The sequence below is a fragment of the Candidatus Stoquefichus sp. SB1 genome (assembly GCF_001244545.1).
Taxonomy (GTDB): domain Bacteria; phylum Bacillota_I; class Bacilli_A; order Erysipelotrichales; family Coprobacillaceae; genus Stoquefichus.
Genome location: NZ_LN852695.1, coordinates 374,434 through 390,645 on the forward strand (window position 1 = coordinate 374,434; position 16,212 = coordinate 390,645).

Below are 16,212 nucleotides of genomic sequence, written 5' to 3' on the forward strand. Positions count from 1 at the left end.
TGAGAGGATGATAAAAGATGGATAGGATACCAAAGTTATTAATTGTAGATGATAGTGATTATATTTGTACGCAAATAGAAAAGATATTTATAAATGAGAATATTGAAATCAAAAAGGCTCATGATGGAAAGAATGCATTAATAGCAGTGGAAGAGTTTGCTCCTGATTTAATTCTATTAGATGTGATTTTACCAGATACTGAAGGATATGAACTTTATCATAAGGTAAAAGCAATTGATAGAAATAATGCTTTGATTATTTTTCTGACTTCAAAAGATCAAGATAATGATGTTGTCAAAGGACTTTCTCTAGGTGCATGTGATTATATTAAAAAGCCTTTTCATAATGAAATTCTAAAATCTAGAATTCTTATTCATTTAGAAGAGAAGAAATCTAAGGATGAATTAAAGAAAAAGAATTATGAAATGGAAGCCAATATGAAAAGACTGAATAATTATGCTTTTAAAGATCCTTTAACTGGGCTTTATAATCGAAGATATGTAGAGGAACAAATTAAGGAAAGAATTATTTATGGTTTAGAACAAACTGTATTGGCATTATGTGATATTGATAATTTTAAACATATTAATGATGATTATAGTCATGAAACAGGGGATATTGTTTTAATTGGGATTGCTAATATTATGGAAAGTGTTTCATCTAAAGTGACAGCTGTACGTTGGGGTGGAGAAGAATTCTTGATTATTTTATTTAATGTTAATCATGATGAGGCTTTTCATATTATTGAAAGAATTCGTAATGATATATTTAATTTTCCATTTTATTCTAAACAAGAACGTTTTCACTGTAGTGTTTCAATAGGATTAAATGAATATAATCGAAGCCTTAGTTTTATTCAAAATCTCGAACAGGTTGATGAAGCTTTATATGCTGGGAAAAGAAACGGGAAAAATTGTACAATATGGTATGATGATATGATAGGTAAACAATTATGAGTTTATTTGATGATGATCAAAAATCAATGTTAGATGTCTATTTGTATGAAACAAATAGTTTATTTGAACAATTAGATAAGATTCTTATTCGGACTGAAAAAAGCAATACTTTTACAGATGAAGATATCCGTTCTATTTTTCGTATCATGCATACGACAAAAAGTTCATCTTCTATGATGAACTTACAAAGTATATCTGTTTTAATGCATACAGCAGAAGATTTGTTTTCATTCTTTAGAGATGACCCTCAAAAAATAATCAATCATGAAAAACAAACATTTGATCTTTTATTTGATATATCAGATTATATGCATTCACAATTAGATCAAATGAAAGATGAAGATTATACTCCAGAAGATGCTCAACAATATATTTTAAGAATTCAGGCATTAATGAATAAAATGAATGATGTGAAAGTCATATCAGATCAAGAAGAAATAATTGAAGAACCAGCCGATATTGATAATAGTGTCTATATTCGCATTTCTTTTGAAGAAGAAGCACGAATGGAAAATGTAAGAGCATATATGCTTGTGATGCAGATTAAGAATCTATGCCAAATGCTGACTTATTATCCTAAGGAGCTGGAAAACAATCCAGAAGCAGCTGAATATATTAAAGAGAATGGATTTTATATCACATTCAAGGCAACAGACTCTCAAAAAGTATTAGAAACATTATATCGTTCATTATTTTTAAAAAAATGTGAAATTATTGATAAAGATGAATACTTCATCAAAACGCAACCTCAAATAAGGACAATGCCACAAAAAGAAACTTTAGAAAATATTTCATTGGAACCTAGTTCATTGATACCCGTCCATGTCTCAAAATTGGATGCACTTCAAAATCTGATTGGGGAATTAATCATTGCAGAATCAAACATTCTAACACGAATGGAACAGTTAAATCAAAAAGAATTAATGGAGTTATTTGATCGTCATTTTCATAAATCACTTCTAGATATTGAAGAAATTGTTATGTCTTCTCGATTAGTACCAATTGCTCAAATTGTTCCTAAATTACATCGTGTTGTCAGAGATATCTCACGTAAAGAAAATAAAGATATTCATTTTGTTGTTAAAGGTGAAGAAATAGAAATTGATAAGGAAATTGTTGATAGTCTATTTGATCCGTTAATGCATTTATTAAGAAATGCAGTTGATCATGGAATTGAATCTCAAGCAGAAAGACAATCTTTACATAAGCCAGAAACTGGTGAAATTGTTTTTAATATTGAAAATAAGAATAGTGAAATTGTGATTCATATTAGTGATGATGGAAGAGGGTTGAATCTGGATAAAATTAAAGAAAAGGCTGCTTCAAAAGGTTTAATCAAAAAAGATCATCAGTATACTGATGAAGAAATATATGCTTTTATTATGTTACCAGGTTTTTCAACAAATCAAAAAGCCAATGAATTCTCTGGACGAGGGGTTGGAATGGATGTTGTTAAGAATATGGTAGATCATTTTAAGGGGCATATTACGATTGAAAGCCAGTATCAGGTAGGAACACATATTACCCTGCATTTACCTTTAACATTAATGATTATTGAAAGTTTATTATTTTGTGTAGGTGAAACAGTTTTCTCAATATCATCACATTATGCTATGCAGTTTTTTGCATATGATCAACAACATATACAACATGAAAATGGTCATTATGTTTATGTATATAAAGATAAAGTCTTACCAATTATTCAATTGAATACATTATTCAATCTACAATCTCAAAAAAGTACATCTTCTCAAATTCTGATATATGTTCAATCTGCCACTGCCAAAGCCTGTTTACTTGTTGATGATATCATTGGTTATCAGCATATTGTTGATAAACCATTGCCTTTATTGCTTAATAATACATTTAAGAAGGCAACATGTATATCAGGATGTAGTTTGTTAGGTGATGGAAGAGTATGTATGACATTGAATTTAGAATCTTTATTAAATATGAGAGGTGAAAAGCATGGATGATTTGTTATGTTTTCATACACAAGAGACTATTTATGGCATTCCATTAAAATATGTAGAGGAAACATTGGCCAAACAAAAAATAACAAAAGTCCCACGTCTTAACGATAAGTTAAGTGGTCTTTGTAATTATAAAGGAATTATTTATCCAGTGCTTTCTTTTGATCGTTTATTAGGTGTGAATGAGACTCATCAGGAGATATGCATGTTATTGCTTCGTGTTCATAAATATCAAGTTATTTTAGAAATTCATGATATACCTTATATGACTTATGGCTCAAGTATAGTCAATCAAGTTCCCTATGAAGGTGGAAGTGAAGATATAAAGATTGATCAGTTGTGTCAAGAAGATAATCATTATATTTATGTCTTAAATATGCCTCTCATTTTAGACAATATTGCTGAGCATATATTAGTCAATGAATAGACTTTCATTATTTAATAACCCCAAAAGTTAGATCATAACTAGAGGGGTTTTCTTTTCTAGAAAATTCGTTGTTTCTTTAAAGAGTCTTGTTATAATAAATAACAATGGAGGAATAAAATAATGATTAAATGTATTGTATGTGACTTAGATGGAACACTTATCAAAAGAGATGATACAATTGAAGAAAAAACCTTATTAGCTTTAAAACAATATATGAATCAAGGAATTGAATTTATGATAGCAACAGGAAGAGATTATAATATGGTTGTTGATCTATTAAATGATTATCAATTAGATTGTGATTTAATATTAAATAATGGAACACAATACTGTAATTATAATCAGTCTATTAATCAAATATATCCAATGGATAATCAATCATTTCAAAAAATAACAAAGATTTTAAATGATTATGGATATTTATTAGCTATTCATACAGATCATGGAAAATATTCATTAAGAGATGCTGATGAATTTTGGAATTATCATATGACATTATTATTAAATTCAAAACAATTTCCAGATCAAGAATTACCTAAAAAAACATTTACAACAAGAGAAGGCTATCTTAGAGACTTTCATTATGTAAAGACTCCTCAGGAAATCATTGAACAAGGAATAAAAGTTTTAAAAATTGATGCCCGTCATCATGATGCAAGTTTAGTTCAAGGAATTAAAAATCAATTAAATATAGATTATTTAGATATCTCTTCTTCATTTGAAGAAAATATGGAAATTACAACCAATCAAATGAATAAAGGAAAAATGCTTAAAAAAGTCATTGAACAAAAAGGTTATCATATAGATGAAGTGGCAGTATTTGGAGATGGTGAGAATGATCATGATATGTTAAAACATTTTCAATATTCTTTTGCACCTATGAATGCTTGTGCTCTTGCAAAGCAGGCAGCTCATTATTGTCTTGAAAAGACTGTTGATGAGGGAGCAGTTTATGAAGGTTTTGAAATATTAAGACAATTTCATTTAATGTAGTGAAAGTGAGTGATTAAAATTCACTTTCTTTTATTATAGAAGATAAGTCAAAAAAAAGATTTTCTGATATAATAAAGATAATATCAAGATTTTATTTGGAGGCAAGAATATGGCTATTAATATTAAAGAGATTTTGGCAGAAGGATTACTAAAACTCTGTGAGACAACACCACTCAATACAATTACAATTCAACAGCTTCTCAATCAAACAGGAGTCAGTCGGCAAACATTCTATAATCATTTTGCTGATAAAAATGATTTAATTCAATATATTTATTTGAGTAAAATTATTCCTGAATATAATTATGCAGATAATATTGAAATGGATTTTTATGAATCATTACGAGATAGTTTTTATAGAATGAAAAAGTATCATTATTTTATGAAACAGGCATGTTTAATGGAAGATCAAAATTGTTTGAAAGATTATATGTTAGAACATTGTAAACAATTTGATTTACAATGGCATCAAAAATTATATGGTGATACACCTATGCCAGATACATTACGTTTTGCAACTGAGTATCATGCAAGTGCATCAAATAGTATGACGCTTTCATGGATATTATCAGATATGCCATCAAGTTGTGAAGAAATGGCACAATTAATTACACAGTTAAGAGGAATAGGCATGGATAAACTTTTTGAAGGTTCACAAATCAAAAAGAATCCTTATCAAAAGAGCAATTCATAAAAATAAGTGTTATAATAAAATGTATAAGAGGAGGTTTTAAAATGAAGAACCTATTATCAAAAATAAGAGTTATAGGGGTACCAATCATTTTATGCCTGGCTCTTATTTTTACCAGTATAGAATCCATTCTTTCTAATAGCAATCTTCAGGGAAATGCACGTGTTATCAATTATACTGGAATTGTTCGTGGTGCGACTCAAAGACTGGTTAAGATGGAGCTTAATCATCATCCTAATGATGAACTGATTACAAAGTTAGATAAGATTTTATTAGGTTTATCAAAAGGAAGTGATGAATTGAATTTAATTAAGTTAAATGATAATCATTTTCAAACATTATTAGGAGAAATGGAAGAAGATTGGGCAGATATCAAAAATGAAATCTATCGCTTTCGTGAAGATGATGCTTATAAAGAAGAACTCTTTACAATGAGTGAAGATTATTTTGAACTTGCTGATCAGACAGTTTTAGCAGCCGAAGTCTATAGTGAAAATGTTGTACAAGATACCAGAGATTTTCTTTTTTATATGAATGCTTTCTTTATTGGAATGGCTATTATTTTTGCAATCCTAGCCTTTTATCAGGAAAAAAGACGTCAAAAACTGATTGAAGCAGAAAAAAAGAATAGAGAAAAAAGCGAACAATTATCTAAGCGTTTTGAAGATATGCTTGTCCCAATGAATGAAATATCAGAACTGATGTATGTTTCAGATATCGAAACATATGATTTATTATTTGCTAATGAAGCAGGAAAGAAAACATTCCATATTGATAATACAAAAAAGAATAAATGTTATAGAGTAATTCAAGGTTTTGATGCTCCATGCCCATTTTGTACAAATCATCTTTTATCAATGGATGAAACTTATTCATGGGAATATACCAATCCTTTAACCAAACGTCATTATTTACTTAAAGATCGTTTGATGGAGTGGGAAGGACGTTTAGCAAGAATGGAAATTGCTTTTGATATTACAGAAACAGCAAATGAAAAGATTGAATTAAAGAAGCGTTTAGAAAGAGATAATATTCTTGTCGATTGTATTCGTGAACTTTATCGGAATCATGATTTGTTAGCAGCAATGAACTATATGTTAGAACATATTGGTCAAATGTTTGGAGCCCAACGTGCCTATGTATTCTTAATGGAAGGTGATTATGCAAGTAATGTAGCAGAGTGGTGCCAAGAAGGAATTGTTCCACAAATAGATAACTTACAGAATGTTTCTTTATCTGAATTTGCATTATGGATAGAAATGTTTAAACAACAAAAGGATATTGTTATTGAAAATATTGAAAGTTTAAAAGAAAAACAAAGAGCAGAGTATGAATTCTTAAAGAAACAGGATATTCAAAGTGTTATTATGGTTTCGATTGAAAAAGGTGGCTTATTAGCTGGTAGTATTGGTTTAGATAATCCAGATCCAAGCCTAATGAGTAATGCAGTGACTTTTTTAGAAACTCTACGTTATTTTGTAATGTTAGCTATTCGTAGATATGAAGATGAAAAAATGTTACAGCGTTTAAGTTATGTTGATACATTAACATCATTCTATAATAGAAATCGATTTATAGAAGATATTGAAAAGATTGAAAAAGAAACAAATTCTATTGGTGTTATCTATTTGGATATTAATGGACTTAAAGAAGTTAATGATCATTTTGGACATCTTTCAGGTGATAACTTATTAAAAAGATGTGCAGATATTATCCAAAAAAGCATTGAAAAAGGATCTTTCTATCGAATTGGTGGAGATGAATTTGTTGTGATATGTCAAACAATAGATGAAGAAGAGTTCTTATCATATGTTAATCATTTAAAAGAACATTTTGCTCAGATTAATGACTGTAAAGCAGCGATAGGATATAAATGGAGTGATTCTTCACAAAATATTAAAAAATTAATTAATATTGCTGATGAACTGATGTATCAGGATAAACAGTCATTTTATGAACAGCATGATATGACGAGACGCTATCGATATAATCAGAAAATGTTAAAGAATCCAAAAAATAATATTGACAAATAAATAGAATTGTCAATTTATAGACAAGAATGAATAAATGTAAGTTGAACCTTCTTTGATATGTAGTAAAATAATATATAGAAAAGGAGGTTTTTATAATGAAAGTTTATAAAAACAAAAATGGTCAGGCAATGCCTGATAAAAGTCAATTTTTTGGTCCTGAAGCATTTCAAAAGATAAATCAAACAGAAATAAGATGGCTCGGGAATGCAAGTATGATGATTAATAGTCGAGGAACTAATATTATGATTGATCCATTATTAGAAGGTTTTGATATGCCTTTATTAATTGAAATGCCTATCTTACCAAAAGATATTCCATCCCTTGATGGCTTATTAATAACGCATATTGATAATGATCATTTTAGTCGTGCAACGTGCATTGATCTCCTATCTGTTTGTCAGTCTTATCATGCACCTAAGTATGTTGCGCAAGTTATGCAAGAGGAAGGGATTCCTGGAGTAGGACATAATATCCATGAAAGTTTTATGATTGATGATGTCAAGATTACACTTACACCAACATGTCATAATTGGCAAAAAGATTCAGCAAAATATAATTATCGTGAATGGAAGGAAGAAGATTATTGTGGCTATTGGTTAGAAACAGCTGATGGAACAATTTGGTTACCAGGTGATTCTAAGCTTTTAGATGCACATTTAAAAATGCCACAGCCAGATGTGATTTTCTTTGATTTTTGTGATAATGAATGGCATATCACATTAGAAGGAGCAATAACATTAGCGAACACATATCCACAAGCAGACTTGGTTTGTATTCATTGGGGATGTGTAGATGCACCTGATTTTTCACCATTCAATGGCAATCCTGAAAATTTATTAGATAAAGTTATCAATCCAGAAAGAATAAAAGTGTTAGCACCTGGTGAACCGATTGTTTTAACACGCAAAGAAAAACAATGAAAACATTATATTTAATGCGTCATGGACAAACGTTATTCAATGTTCAGCAGCGAATCCAAGGATGGTGTGATTCACCATTAACAGAGTTAGGAATTCAACAGGCAAAAAAAGCAGGACAATATTTTAAAGAACATCAAATTCATTTTGATCATGCTTATTCCTCTACATCTGAAAGATGTTGTGATACATTAGAACTTGTGACGGATATGCCTTATACAAGACTAAAAGGATTAAAAGAAAATTTTTATGGTGAACTAGAAGCTGAAAGTGAAAGATTAAATGCTCATTTAACACCACAGGATTGTGAAACGTTTTATTTACAATTTGGTGGTGAATCTTCTGAAACTGTAAAAGAGAGAATGATAAAAACTTTAACAGAAATTATGCAACAAGATGATCATCAGAGTGTATTAGCAGTGAGTCATAGCGGAGCCTGTTTTAATTTTTTAAGAGCTTTTCAAGATCCAATGGAAGAATTAAAAAAAGGTTTTGGAAATTGTTGTATTTTTGTATATAAATTTGATAATAATAAATTTTATTTAGAGAAAGTCATTAGACAAAAGGAGGATTAAAATGGAGTATGTGAAACTAGGGCGTTCAGATTTAATGGTATCAAGAATCTGTTTAGGATGTATGGGATTTGGGGATGCTCAAAAAGGGATGCATTCATGGACATTATCTTATGAGGAATCAAAAAAGATAATTAAATATGCATTAGATAAAGGAATTAATTTCTTTGATACAGCAATGGCTTATCAGGGAGGAACCAGTGAAGAGTTTTTGGGACGTGCAATTCAAGAATATGCTCATCGAGAAGATGTCATCATTGCGACTAAATTCTCTAATCGTACAGCAGATGATTTAGCACGTGGTGTAACTGTTATTGAACATATTGAAAATTGCTTAAATGCAAGTTTAGCACGTTTAAAAATGGATTATGTGGATTTATATATTTATCATAGCTGGGATAACAATGCCCCTATTGAAGAAGTGATGGAAGGGTTACATCGTGTTATTAAGCAAGGAAAAGTAAGATATATTGGTATTTCTAATTGTTATGCTTATCAACTAGCAAAAGCCAATGCATATGCGAGATCTCAAGGCTGGGAAGAATTTGTTTCTGTACAGGGACACTATAATCTGATTTTTAGAGAAGAAGAAAGAGAAATGGCTCGTTTATGTCGAGAAGAAAACATTGCTATGACGCCTTATAGTGCTTTAGCTAGTGGTCGTCTTGCGAAAAAGCCAGGAGAACAATCTAAACGTATGGTAGAAGATCAATATGCAAAAGGGAAATATGATGCATCCGTTGATGATGATTTCAAGATTATTCAAAGAGTAGAAGAACTTGCCAAAAAGAAAGAAGTTTCAATGACAGAAATCTCTCTTGCCTGGCTTTTAACTAAGGTGACTTCGCCTGTTGTTGGTGCAACTAAGCCCCATCACATTGATGGAGCAGTTGATGCAGTTTATATACAATTAACTGACTTAGAACAACAATATTTAGAAGAACTTTATAAACCTCATGCCTTAGTCGGTGTTATGGCAGAAAAGAAATAATCACATGTATAGGATTAATGCTTAGATATAAAATCTAAGCATTATTTTTTAAATTAGCAATTATAATATTTGATGTAAAGATTTATAAGTTATGTAGAAAAAATATAAAAAATCTATAAAATATATAAAAATAATGTTTATATATTTATATAATGTGGTTGTCGATAAAAAAGAAATACGTATTTCAATAACAATATGAGGAGGATATATGGAAAAGTTAGAAAAGTTTTTACAAAGATTTATTGGACCTATCGCTGAAAAAATGAGTAATAATGATGTTATTCAATCAGTCGCTGAAGGTTTCATGAGAACCGGACCAGTAACATTTGGGGTTTGTATATTTGTTATTTTAGGGAATTTACCAATAACAGGATATTCTGAATGGTTGACAAGTGTTGGTTTGAAAACTCATTTTGATGCAATTTCAAATGCGAGTTTAAATGTTTTAGCTTTATATATTTCATTTACAGTTGCTTATGCTTTTGCAAAAAGAAAAGGAGATAATCCTTTATCTTGTGGTGTTTTATCATTACTGAGTTTCTTATTGATTATTCCTCAAACAGTTGAAGGAAAAGATGGTGTTATCAATGCATTTAGTGTTGATTATTTAAGTGGTACAGGGATTTTAGTTGCATTAATCTTTGCGATTATTGTTGGGGAAATGTTCCATTTCTTATCTGGTAAAGGTTTAAAGTTTAAAATGCCTGAAGGTGTTCCACCAATGGTTAGTGAATCATTTGAACCAATCTTTGTTTCCATGATTATTGTTGCATTTGCATTTTTAGTAAGAGTTGGTTTTGGTTATACATCATTTGGAAGTTTTGTTAATTTCTTTGATCAAACAATTGGTGCATTTATTATTAAAATTGGTTTATCATTGCCAACAATCTTCTTATTATATTTTGCTGCTAATTTATTATGGTTCTTTGGTATTCATCCAAATACAGTTTATAGTGCATTTGTACCATTACAAATGACTCTTGTTTTAACAAATATTGCTGATGCACAAGCAGGTAGACCATTAACTTATTTAACAATTACGCTTGTTTCCTTATTTGCTTCATTTGGAGGAAATGGAAATACAATTGGTTTATGTTTATCAATGTTTACAGCTAAGAGTGAAAGATATAAAAAGATGTTAAAGTTAGCATTTATTCCAAACTTATTTAATATTAATGAACCACTTATTTTTGGTATGCCAGTTATGTTAAATCCTATCTTCTTTATTCCAATGGTTTTCTGTAATGTTGTGATGGGATTAATTGGATTGGCTGCTACACAGATCTTTACATTTACTTTTAATCCAGCTATGTCATTGTTGCCTTGGACAACACCATTCTTTGTAAAAGCATTTATGGCAGGTGGGGTTTCATTGTTAATTATGGTATTGATATTATTAGCGGTGAATACTTTGATGTATTATCCATTCTTTAGAATTGCTGATAAAAAAGCATATGAAGAGGAACAATTAGCAAAGGCTGGTGAGCAACTTGAGTCAGTTGAGTAAAGATTTCTTATGGGGTGGTGCGATTGCTGCCAATCAGGCTGAAGGAGCTTACCAAGAAGGTGGTAAAGGATTATCACTTATGGATATTGCGACAGCAGGGAAAAAGGGTGTATCACGTCAGTTTACAAAAGGTGTAGAAAAAGATGTTTATTATCCTAATCATGAAGGAATTGACTTCTATCATCGTTATCAAGAAGATTTAGCATTATGTGAAGAAATGGGTTTTAAATGTTTTAGAACTTCTATAGCGTGGACAAGAATATTTCCTCATGGTGATGAAAGTGAACCTAATGAAGAAGGGTTAAAATTCTATGATCATTTATTTGATGAAATGATAAAAAGAGGAATGCAACCCGTTGTTACAATTTCTCATTATGAAATGCCTCTTTATTTAGCACAGAATTATGGTGGTTGGGCAAATAGAAAACTTATTGATTTTTATCTCAACTTTTGCAAAATTATATTTGAAAGATATAAAGGAAAAGTCAAATATTGGATGACATTTAATGAAATTAATTCAGTGATCTTTATGCCTGAAGTTGCAGGCGTAGTAGATCGCAGTCAAGCTGATTTTAAACAACGTAGTTATCAGGCTGCTCACCATCAGTTTGTTGCAAGTGCCAAAGCTGTTCAATTAGGACATCAAATTGATCCAGAGAATAAAATTGGTTGTATGGTTTTAACATTGGTAAAATATCCTTTAGTTGCAAAACCAGAAGATGTTTTATTAGCAGAAGAAAAGATGCGTTATGGAACATTTGCTTTTACAGATATTCAGGTGCGAGGACATTATCCTCATTATGTGAAAAAACTAGTTGAACGTCAAGGAATTCATGTTCAAATTGAACCAGAAGATTATGAAACAATGAAAAATGGTTGTGTAGATTATATTGGATTTTCTTATTATTCTTCATCAGCTGCTACAACAGATGAAACGGTTGAAAAAACAGGTGGTAATATTGTTTCAGGTGTTAAAAATCCATATCTTCCAACAAGTGAATGGGGATGGCAAATAGATGCCAAAGGATTACGTTACATTCTTAATCGTTTTTATGAACGTTATGAAATTCCACTCTTTATTGTTGAAAATGGATTAGGTGCTTATGATCAAGTTGATGAAAATGATTATGTTGAAGATGATTATCGTATTGCTTATTTAAAAGCTCATATTGAGGAAATGAAAAATGCGATTATTGAAGATGGTGTTGATATCATTGGTTATACACCATGGGGATGTATTGATTTGGTTTCAGCAGGAACTGGTGAAATGAGTAAACGTTATGGTTTTATTTATGTTGATCGTGATGATTTAGGAAATGGTACATTGAAACGTAGCCGTAAAAAATCATTTGATTGGTATAAGCAAGTCATTGCATCTCATGGAGAGAATTTATGAGAATTGCAGTTTTTGATGTCGGTGGAACCTTTATTAAACATTCATTGATGATAGATGATGTGATGACCTCCCAAGGAAAGGTTCCAACGCCACGTGATTCTCAAGAAGATTTTCTTTCTACAATTGAAACATTGCTAGAAGATATGCAAGATGTAGAAGGGATAGCTTTTTCAATGCCAGGTGTCATTGATGTTAAACGTAAGTATATTCATGCAGGTGGAAGTTTAACTTATAATAATCATACTGATGTCACATTATGGGAAAAACGATTTCAATTACCTATTGAAATTGAAAATGATGCCAGATGTGCCGCTATTGCTGAATTAGAAACTGGGAATATGCAAGGTATATCTCAAGGTGTTGTCTTGACATTTGGAACAGGTGTTGGGGGTGGATTGATTATCAATGGAGATATCTACAAAGGTTCTCATTTCATTGCTGGAGAAGTGAGCGTGATTTTTTCCAAAGATCCTCAAATCCATCATTCACAAGGTTTATTTGGTGCTATTGGCAGTGTATACAATCTTGTTGAAAAAATTGCAAAAGCAAAAAATAGTGATACCCGTGATGGGAAAGAGGTTTTTGATTGGATTGCTATGGGGGATTCTATAAGTGTTAATATTTTTGAAGAATATTGTCGAGAAGTTACATTAGAATTTCACAATATTCAATGCTTATTAGATCCACAAAGAATCTGTATTGGTGGAGGTGTTAGTGAAAATCCTATATTTATAGCTGGCTTACAAAAAGCAATAGATGATTTTTATGCAACCTTACCAATTCAATTCCCACATGCTGAAATCATGAAATGTCGTTATTGTAATGATGCGAATATGTTAGGGGCTTATTACCATTATAAAAAACAACGATGAAAGATTCATTCTTTCATCGTTTATGTATTCTTATATTGGAGAGGACTTTTACCAGTTTGTTCTTTAAAAACTTTATGAAAATGACTTTGACTAGAAAATTGTAAAATATCAGCAATTTCAGCTAAAGTATAAGAAGAATTTTTAATTAAAAACTGAGCTTCCTGAACTTTCTTTTGATTCATATACTGTTTAATAGATTGACCAGTTATTTTCTTAAATTGAGTTGAGAGATAACTGGCATTCATACCAGTAAGTTCGCTTAAATCATTTAAGGTTATTGTTTCATGGAGATGATGAGAAATATAATTCTTACAAGATTTTATCCAATAAGGATTTTGAATATGCTTATATCTTTTCACTAAATTGGTAAAATCTACAATTGCATCAGCAATCAAATCATGCAGTTCTCGAGCATTTTGACAATGATCAATTTTACTAATATAAACATCACTAAGACTATAAGCCTTAGCAATTGGAACACCAACATCAATAACACCTCTTGTAAAGAGTGTGATTGCAGCCACCAATTTATATTTTATAGAAGTCATATGATTTTGAGATAATTCACGACCATCTTTAATTTGCATGAGTTCATTCATGAGAATGCGGGCCTGTGTGCTATTTTCTTCTTGAATAGAATTGATAATTTTCTTTTCATAAGAATAACTAAAATCATGCATTGGATTTTCTCTGATTGTAAAGATTTCATGATGCATAGAGTCCTCTTGTTTTAAAGGCTGTGAGGAAGGTTGTTTATAATTTTTCTTAAGAATATTAGGATCTAAGACTTCTCCTGTAATGATTTGATAAATAAATAAAATAGAATCACCGGTTGTATGATTGACATAAGGTAAATGAAAGAAGTCTTGAATTGTATATTTTGAAATAACATGAGTTAAAAAGGCATAATCAGATGGTTTATCCTGTGAAGATATCTTTTTATTAAAGATGGGTCCTATACATATATAAGCAATATCATTTAATGAATACGGAAAGAAAAGAAATGATGCTTGATGATAAAAATGCATGAATGTTTTATAGTCATTAATATGATTTTCTTTGATCATTTTTTGATAATAATCATCTTCTAACTTTAAAAAAGATTGTGATGAATCAATAATCATTAAATCTTGAGAAAGTAAAAAAAGAGGAAGATCAAAATGATGATAAAGAGGATCTAATAATTGAATCAATTCTTGTTTACTTTGTATCATAAATATCATCCTTTCTTTATTATTTTACAATTAATAAACATAAAAAGAAATCATTTTATAGAAAAGAGGGAAAAGTATGTTAAAAGAAAATTTTTTATGGGGTGGAGCAATCGCTGCCAATCAGTTTGAAGGTGGGTATAATGAAGGTGGAAGAGGTTTAGCAACTTCTGATACAAAAACGAATGGTTCCCTAACACGTAAACGAAAACATAGTTTTTTAGATGAACATAATCAAATTATTTATTTACATGAAAGTGAATGGATTTCTCATCAATATCAGGCAGTGATTGATCAAGATATATATTATCCTAGCCATAAAGCTGTTGATTTTTATCATTGTTATAAAGAGGATATTGCTTTAATGGCTGAAATGGGATTTAAGTGTTTTAGAATGTCAATCTCATGGACACGTATCTTTCCACAAGGCAATGAAGAGAAACCTAATGAAGAAGGATTAAAATTTTATGATCAAGTATTTGATGAATGTTTAAAATATGGAATTGAACCTGTTGTCACAATCAATCATTTTGATATGCCTATTTATTTAGCACAACATCAAGATGGTTGGTTATCACGTCAAACAATAGATTGTCATTTGAGATATTGTCAAACTTTATTTGAACGTTATAAAGGAAAAGTCAAATATTGGATGACATTTAATGAAATCAATCTCTTACGTGGTTATGCAACATTAGGTATTCATGAAATGACACCACAAAAATATTATCAGGCTCTTCACCATATATTTATAGCAAGTGCTTTAACTGTTCAACTTGGACATCAAATAGATAAAAATAATCAAATAGGGATGATGTTAGCCAATATTCTCACATATCCAGAAAGCTGTAATCCTCAAGATGTGGCATTAGAATTAAATGTTTCAAGACGTTTAAAATATCTCTTTGCAGATGTTCAATGTCGAGGATATTATCCATCATATGCCTTAAAACTAATGGAAAAAGAAAATATTCAATTAGTCAAAGAAGAAAGTGATGATCAAATTCTTAAAAACGGCTGTGTCGATTATATTGGATTTAGCTATTATAATTCTGGTGTTGTTACAACGCGTGAAGATGCAGGTATGGCATTAGGAAATGGTGTCCAAATGGCACATAATCCTTATTTAAAAGAAAGTGCATGGAAATGGCCAATTGATCCAATCGGATTGCGTATCTCACTTAATTTATTATGGGATAGATATCAAAAACCATTGTTTATTGTAGAAAATGGTTTAGGGGCTGAAGATCATGTTGAAGAAGATGGTTCTATTCATGATGATTATCGTATTGACTATATGCGTGATCATATTATAGAAATGAAAAAGGCTGTTGAAGAAGATGGTGTTGATCTGATTGGTTATACACCATGGGGATGTATTGATTTGGTTTCTGCGGGAACAGGTGAAATGAAGAAAAGATATGGAATGATCTATGTTGACATGGATGATGAAGGTAAAGGAACTTTAAAGAGAATGAAGAAAGATTCTTTTTATTGGTACCAAAAAGTTATTCAATCTCATGGAGAAGAATTATAAGTATAGAAAAAGTGATATCAAATGGTATCACTTTTCATTATCTTAATGTTTTATACTCTAGAAATTACTCATTATAAAGTTGTTATGGATTAAATATATTTTCAATGATTAGATATGTTATTATGACAAAAAATAA

At 30.3% G+C, this 16,212-nt stretch carries 14 protein-coding genes; 13 read left to right on the forward strand and 1 reads right to left on the reverse strand.

The window, feature by feature from the left end; genetic code table 11:
• The first annotated feature begins 17 nt into the window (after positions 1 to 17).
• The 12 genes from BN1865_RS09905 to BN1865_RS09960 all read left to right on the forward strand — a co-directional run bounded on the left by BN1865_RS09905 (position 18) and on the right by BN1865_RS09960 (position 13,328).
• Positions 18 to 956 (forward strand): GGDEF domain-containing response regulator, encoded by a 939-nt coding sequence (locus BN1865_RS09905; protein ID WP_050637097.1) that lies wholly within the window; start codon positions 18 to 20, stop codon positions 954 to 956.
• Positions 953 to 2,932: a chemotaxis protein CheA gene (locus tag BN1865_RS09910; RefSeq protein WP_050637098.1), complete on the forward strand. Its 1,980-nt coding sequence runs from the start codon at positions 953 to 955 to the stop codon at positions 2,930 to 2,932. The genes BN1865_RS09905 and BN1865_RS09910 overlap by 4 nt, the downstream gene beginning before the upstream one ends.
• Positions 2,925 to 3,356, forward strand: a complete 432-nt coding sequence (locus BN1865_RS09915; RefSeq protein ID WP_050637099.1) for a chemotaxis protein CheW — start codon at positions 2,925 to 2,927, stop codon at positions 3,354 to 3,356. Before BN1865_RS09910 ends, BN1865_RS09915 begins: the two co-directional genes overlap by 8 nt.
• A gap of 120 nt (positions 3,357 to 3,476) precedes the next feature.
• Complete coding sequence (locus BN1865_RS09920; protein ID WP_050637100.1) at positions 3,477 to 4,349, forward strand: Cof-type HAD-IIB family hydrolase; 873 nt, start codon at positions 3,477 to 3,479, stop codon at positions 4,347 to 4,349.
• Positions 4,350 to 4,458: 109 nt separating this feature from the next.
• Entirely contained in the window at positions 4,459 to 5,043 is a 585-nt protein-coding gene (locus tag BN1865_RS09925) for a TetR/AcrR family transcriptional regulator C-terminal domain-containing protein (protein ID WP_050637101.1), read from the forward strand.
• 41 nt (positions 5,044 to 5,084) lie between these two features.
• A complete protein-coding gene (locus BN1865_RS09930; protein ID WP_082189963.1) occupies positions 5,085 to 7,073 on the forward strand; it encodes a sensor domain-containing diguanylate cyclase in 1,989 nt (662 codons plus the stop codon).
• 95 nt (positions 7,074 to 7,168) lie between these two features.
• The gene (locus tag BN1865_RS09935) at positions 7,169 to 7,993 is read left to right on the forward strand and encodes an MBL fold metallo-hydrolase (RefSeq protein WP_050637102.1); all 825 of its coding nucleotides are present in this window, start codon (positions 7,169 to 7,171) and stop codon (positions 7,991 to 7,993) included.
• Positions 7,990 to 8,565, forward strand: coding sequence for a histidine phosphatase family protein (locus BN1865_RS09940; RefSeq protein WP_050637103.1), 576 nt, complete (start codon positions 7,990 to 7,992; stop codon positions 8,563 to 8,565). The genes BN1865_RS09935 and BN1865_RS09940 overlap by 4 nt, the downstream gene beginning before the upstream one ends.
• A 1-nt stretch (position 8,566) precedes the next feature.
• Complete coding sequence (locus tag BN1865_RS09945; protein WP_050637104.1) at positions 8,567 to 9,553, forward strand: aldo/keto reductase; 987 nt, start codon at positions 8,567 to 8,569, stop codon at positions 9,551 to 9,553.
• Between the two features lie 208 nt (positions 9,554 to 9,761).
• The gene (locus BN1865_RS09950) at positions 9,762 to 11,060 is read left to right on the forward strand and encodes a PTS sugar transporter subunit IIC (RefSeq protein WP_050637105.1); all 1,299 of its coding nucleotides are present in this window, start codon (positions 9,762 to 9,764) and stop codon (positions 11,058 to 11,060) included.
• A complete protein-coding gene (locus BN1865_RS09955) occupies positions 11,044 to 12,456 on the forward strand; it encodes a 6-phospho-beta-glucosidase (RefSeq protein ID WP_050637106.1) in 1,413 nt (470 codons plus the stop codon). Before BN1865_RS09950 ends, BN1865_RS09955 begins: the two co-directional genes overlap by 17 nt.
• Positions 12,453 to 13,328: an ROK family protein gene (locus BN1865_RS09960; RefSeq protein WP_050637107.1), complete on the forward strand. Its 876-nt coding sequence runs from the start codon at positions 12,453 to 12,455 to the stop codon at positions 13,326 to 13,328. Before BN1865_RS09955 ends, BN1865_RS09960 begins: the two co-directional genes overlap by 4 nt.
• A 20-nt stretch (positions 13,329 to 13,348) precedes the next feature.
• Here the strand turns inward: BN1865_RS09960 and BN1865_RS09965 are convergent, their stop codons facing one another.
• Entirely contained in the window at positions 13,349 to 14,542 is a 1,194-nt protein-coding gene (locus BN1865_RS09965) for a helix-turn-helix transcriptional regulator (RefSeq protein WP_050637108.1), read from the reverse strand.
• Positions 14,543 to 14,618: 76 nt separating this feature from the next.
• Between BN1865_RS09965 and BN1865_RS09970 the strand changes: the two genes are divergently transcribed.
• On the forward strand, positions 14,619 to 16,076 hold the full coding sequence (locus BN1865_RS09970) for a glycoside hydrolase family 1 protein (protein ID WP_050637109.1): 1,458 nt from the start codon (positions 14,619 to 14,621) through the stop codon (positions 16,074 to 16,076).
• Positions 16,077 to 16,212: the final 136 nt, after the last annotated feature.

Excerpts from the sequence above, each read along its gene's own strand:
- BN1865_RS09910 (WP_050637098.1), top strand. The coding sequence starts at position 953 with ATGAGTTTATTTGATGATGATCAAAAATCAATGTTAGATGTCTATTTG.
- BN1865_RS09935 (WP_050637102.1), top strand. The coding sequence starts at position 7,169 with ATGAAAGTTTATAAAAACAAAAATGGTCAGGCAATGCCTGATAAAAGT.
- BN1865_RS09940 (WP_050637103.1), top strand. The coding sequence starts at position 7,990 with ATGAAAACATTATATTTAATGCGTCATGGACAAACGTTATTCAATGTT.
- BN1865_RS09930 (WP_082189963.1), top strand. The coding sequence starts at position 5,085 with ATGAAGAACCTATTATCAAAAATAAGAGTTATAGGGGTACCAATCATT.
- BN1865_RS09960 (WP_050637107.1), top strand. The coding sequence starts at position 12,453 with ATGAGAATTGCAGTTTTTGATGTCGGTGGAACCTTTATTAAACATTCA.
- BN1865_RS09945 (WP_050637104.1), top strand. The coding sequence starts at position 8,567 with ATGGAGTATGTGAAACTAGGGCGTTCAGATTTAATGGTATCAAGAATC.
- BN1865_RS09920 (WP_050637100.1), top strand. The coding sequence starts at position 3,477 with ATGATTAAATGTATTGTATGTGACTTAGATGGAACACTTATCAAAAGA.
- BN1865_RS09925 (WP_050637101.1), top strand. The coding sequence starts at position 4,459 with ATGGCTATTAATATTAAAGAGATTTTGGCAGAAGGATTACTAAAACTC.
- BN1865_RS09915 (WP_050637099.1), top strand. The coding sequence starts at position 2,925 with ATGGATGATTTGTTATGTTTTCATACACAAGAGACTATTTATGGCATT.
- BN1865_RS09970 (WP_050637109.1), top strand. The coding sequence starts at position 14,619 with ATGTTAAAAGAAAATTTTTTATGGGGTGGAGCAATCGCTGCCAATCAG.
- BN1865_RS09905 (WP_050637097.1), top strand. The coding sequence starts at position 18 with ATGGATAGGATACCAAAGTTATTAATTGTAGATGATAGTGATTATATT.
- BN1865_RS09950 (WP_050637105.1), top strand. The coding sequence starts at position 9,762 with ATGGAAAAGTTAGAAAAGTTTTTACAAAGATTTATTGGACCTATCGCT.
- BN1865_RS09965 (WP_050637108.1), bottom strand. The coding sequence starts at position 14,542 with ATGATACAAAGTAAACAAGAATTGATTCAATTATTAGATCCTCTTTAT.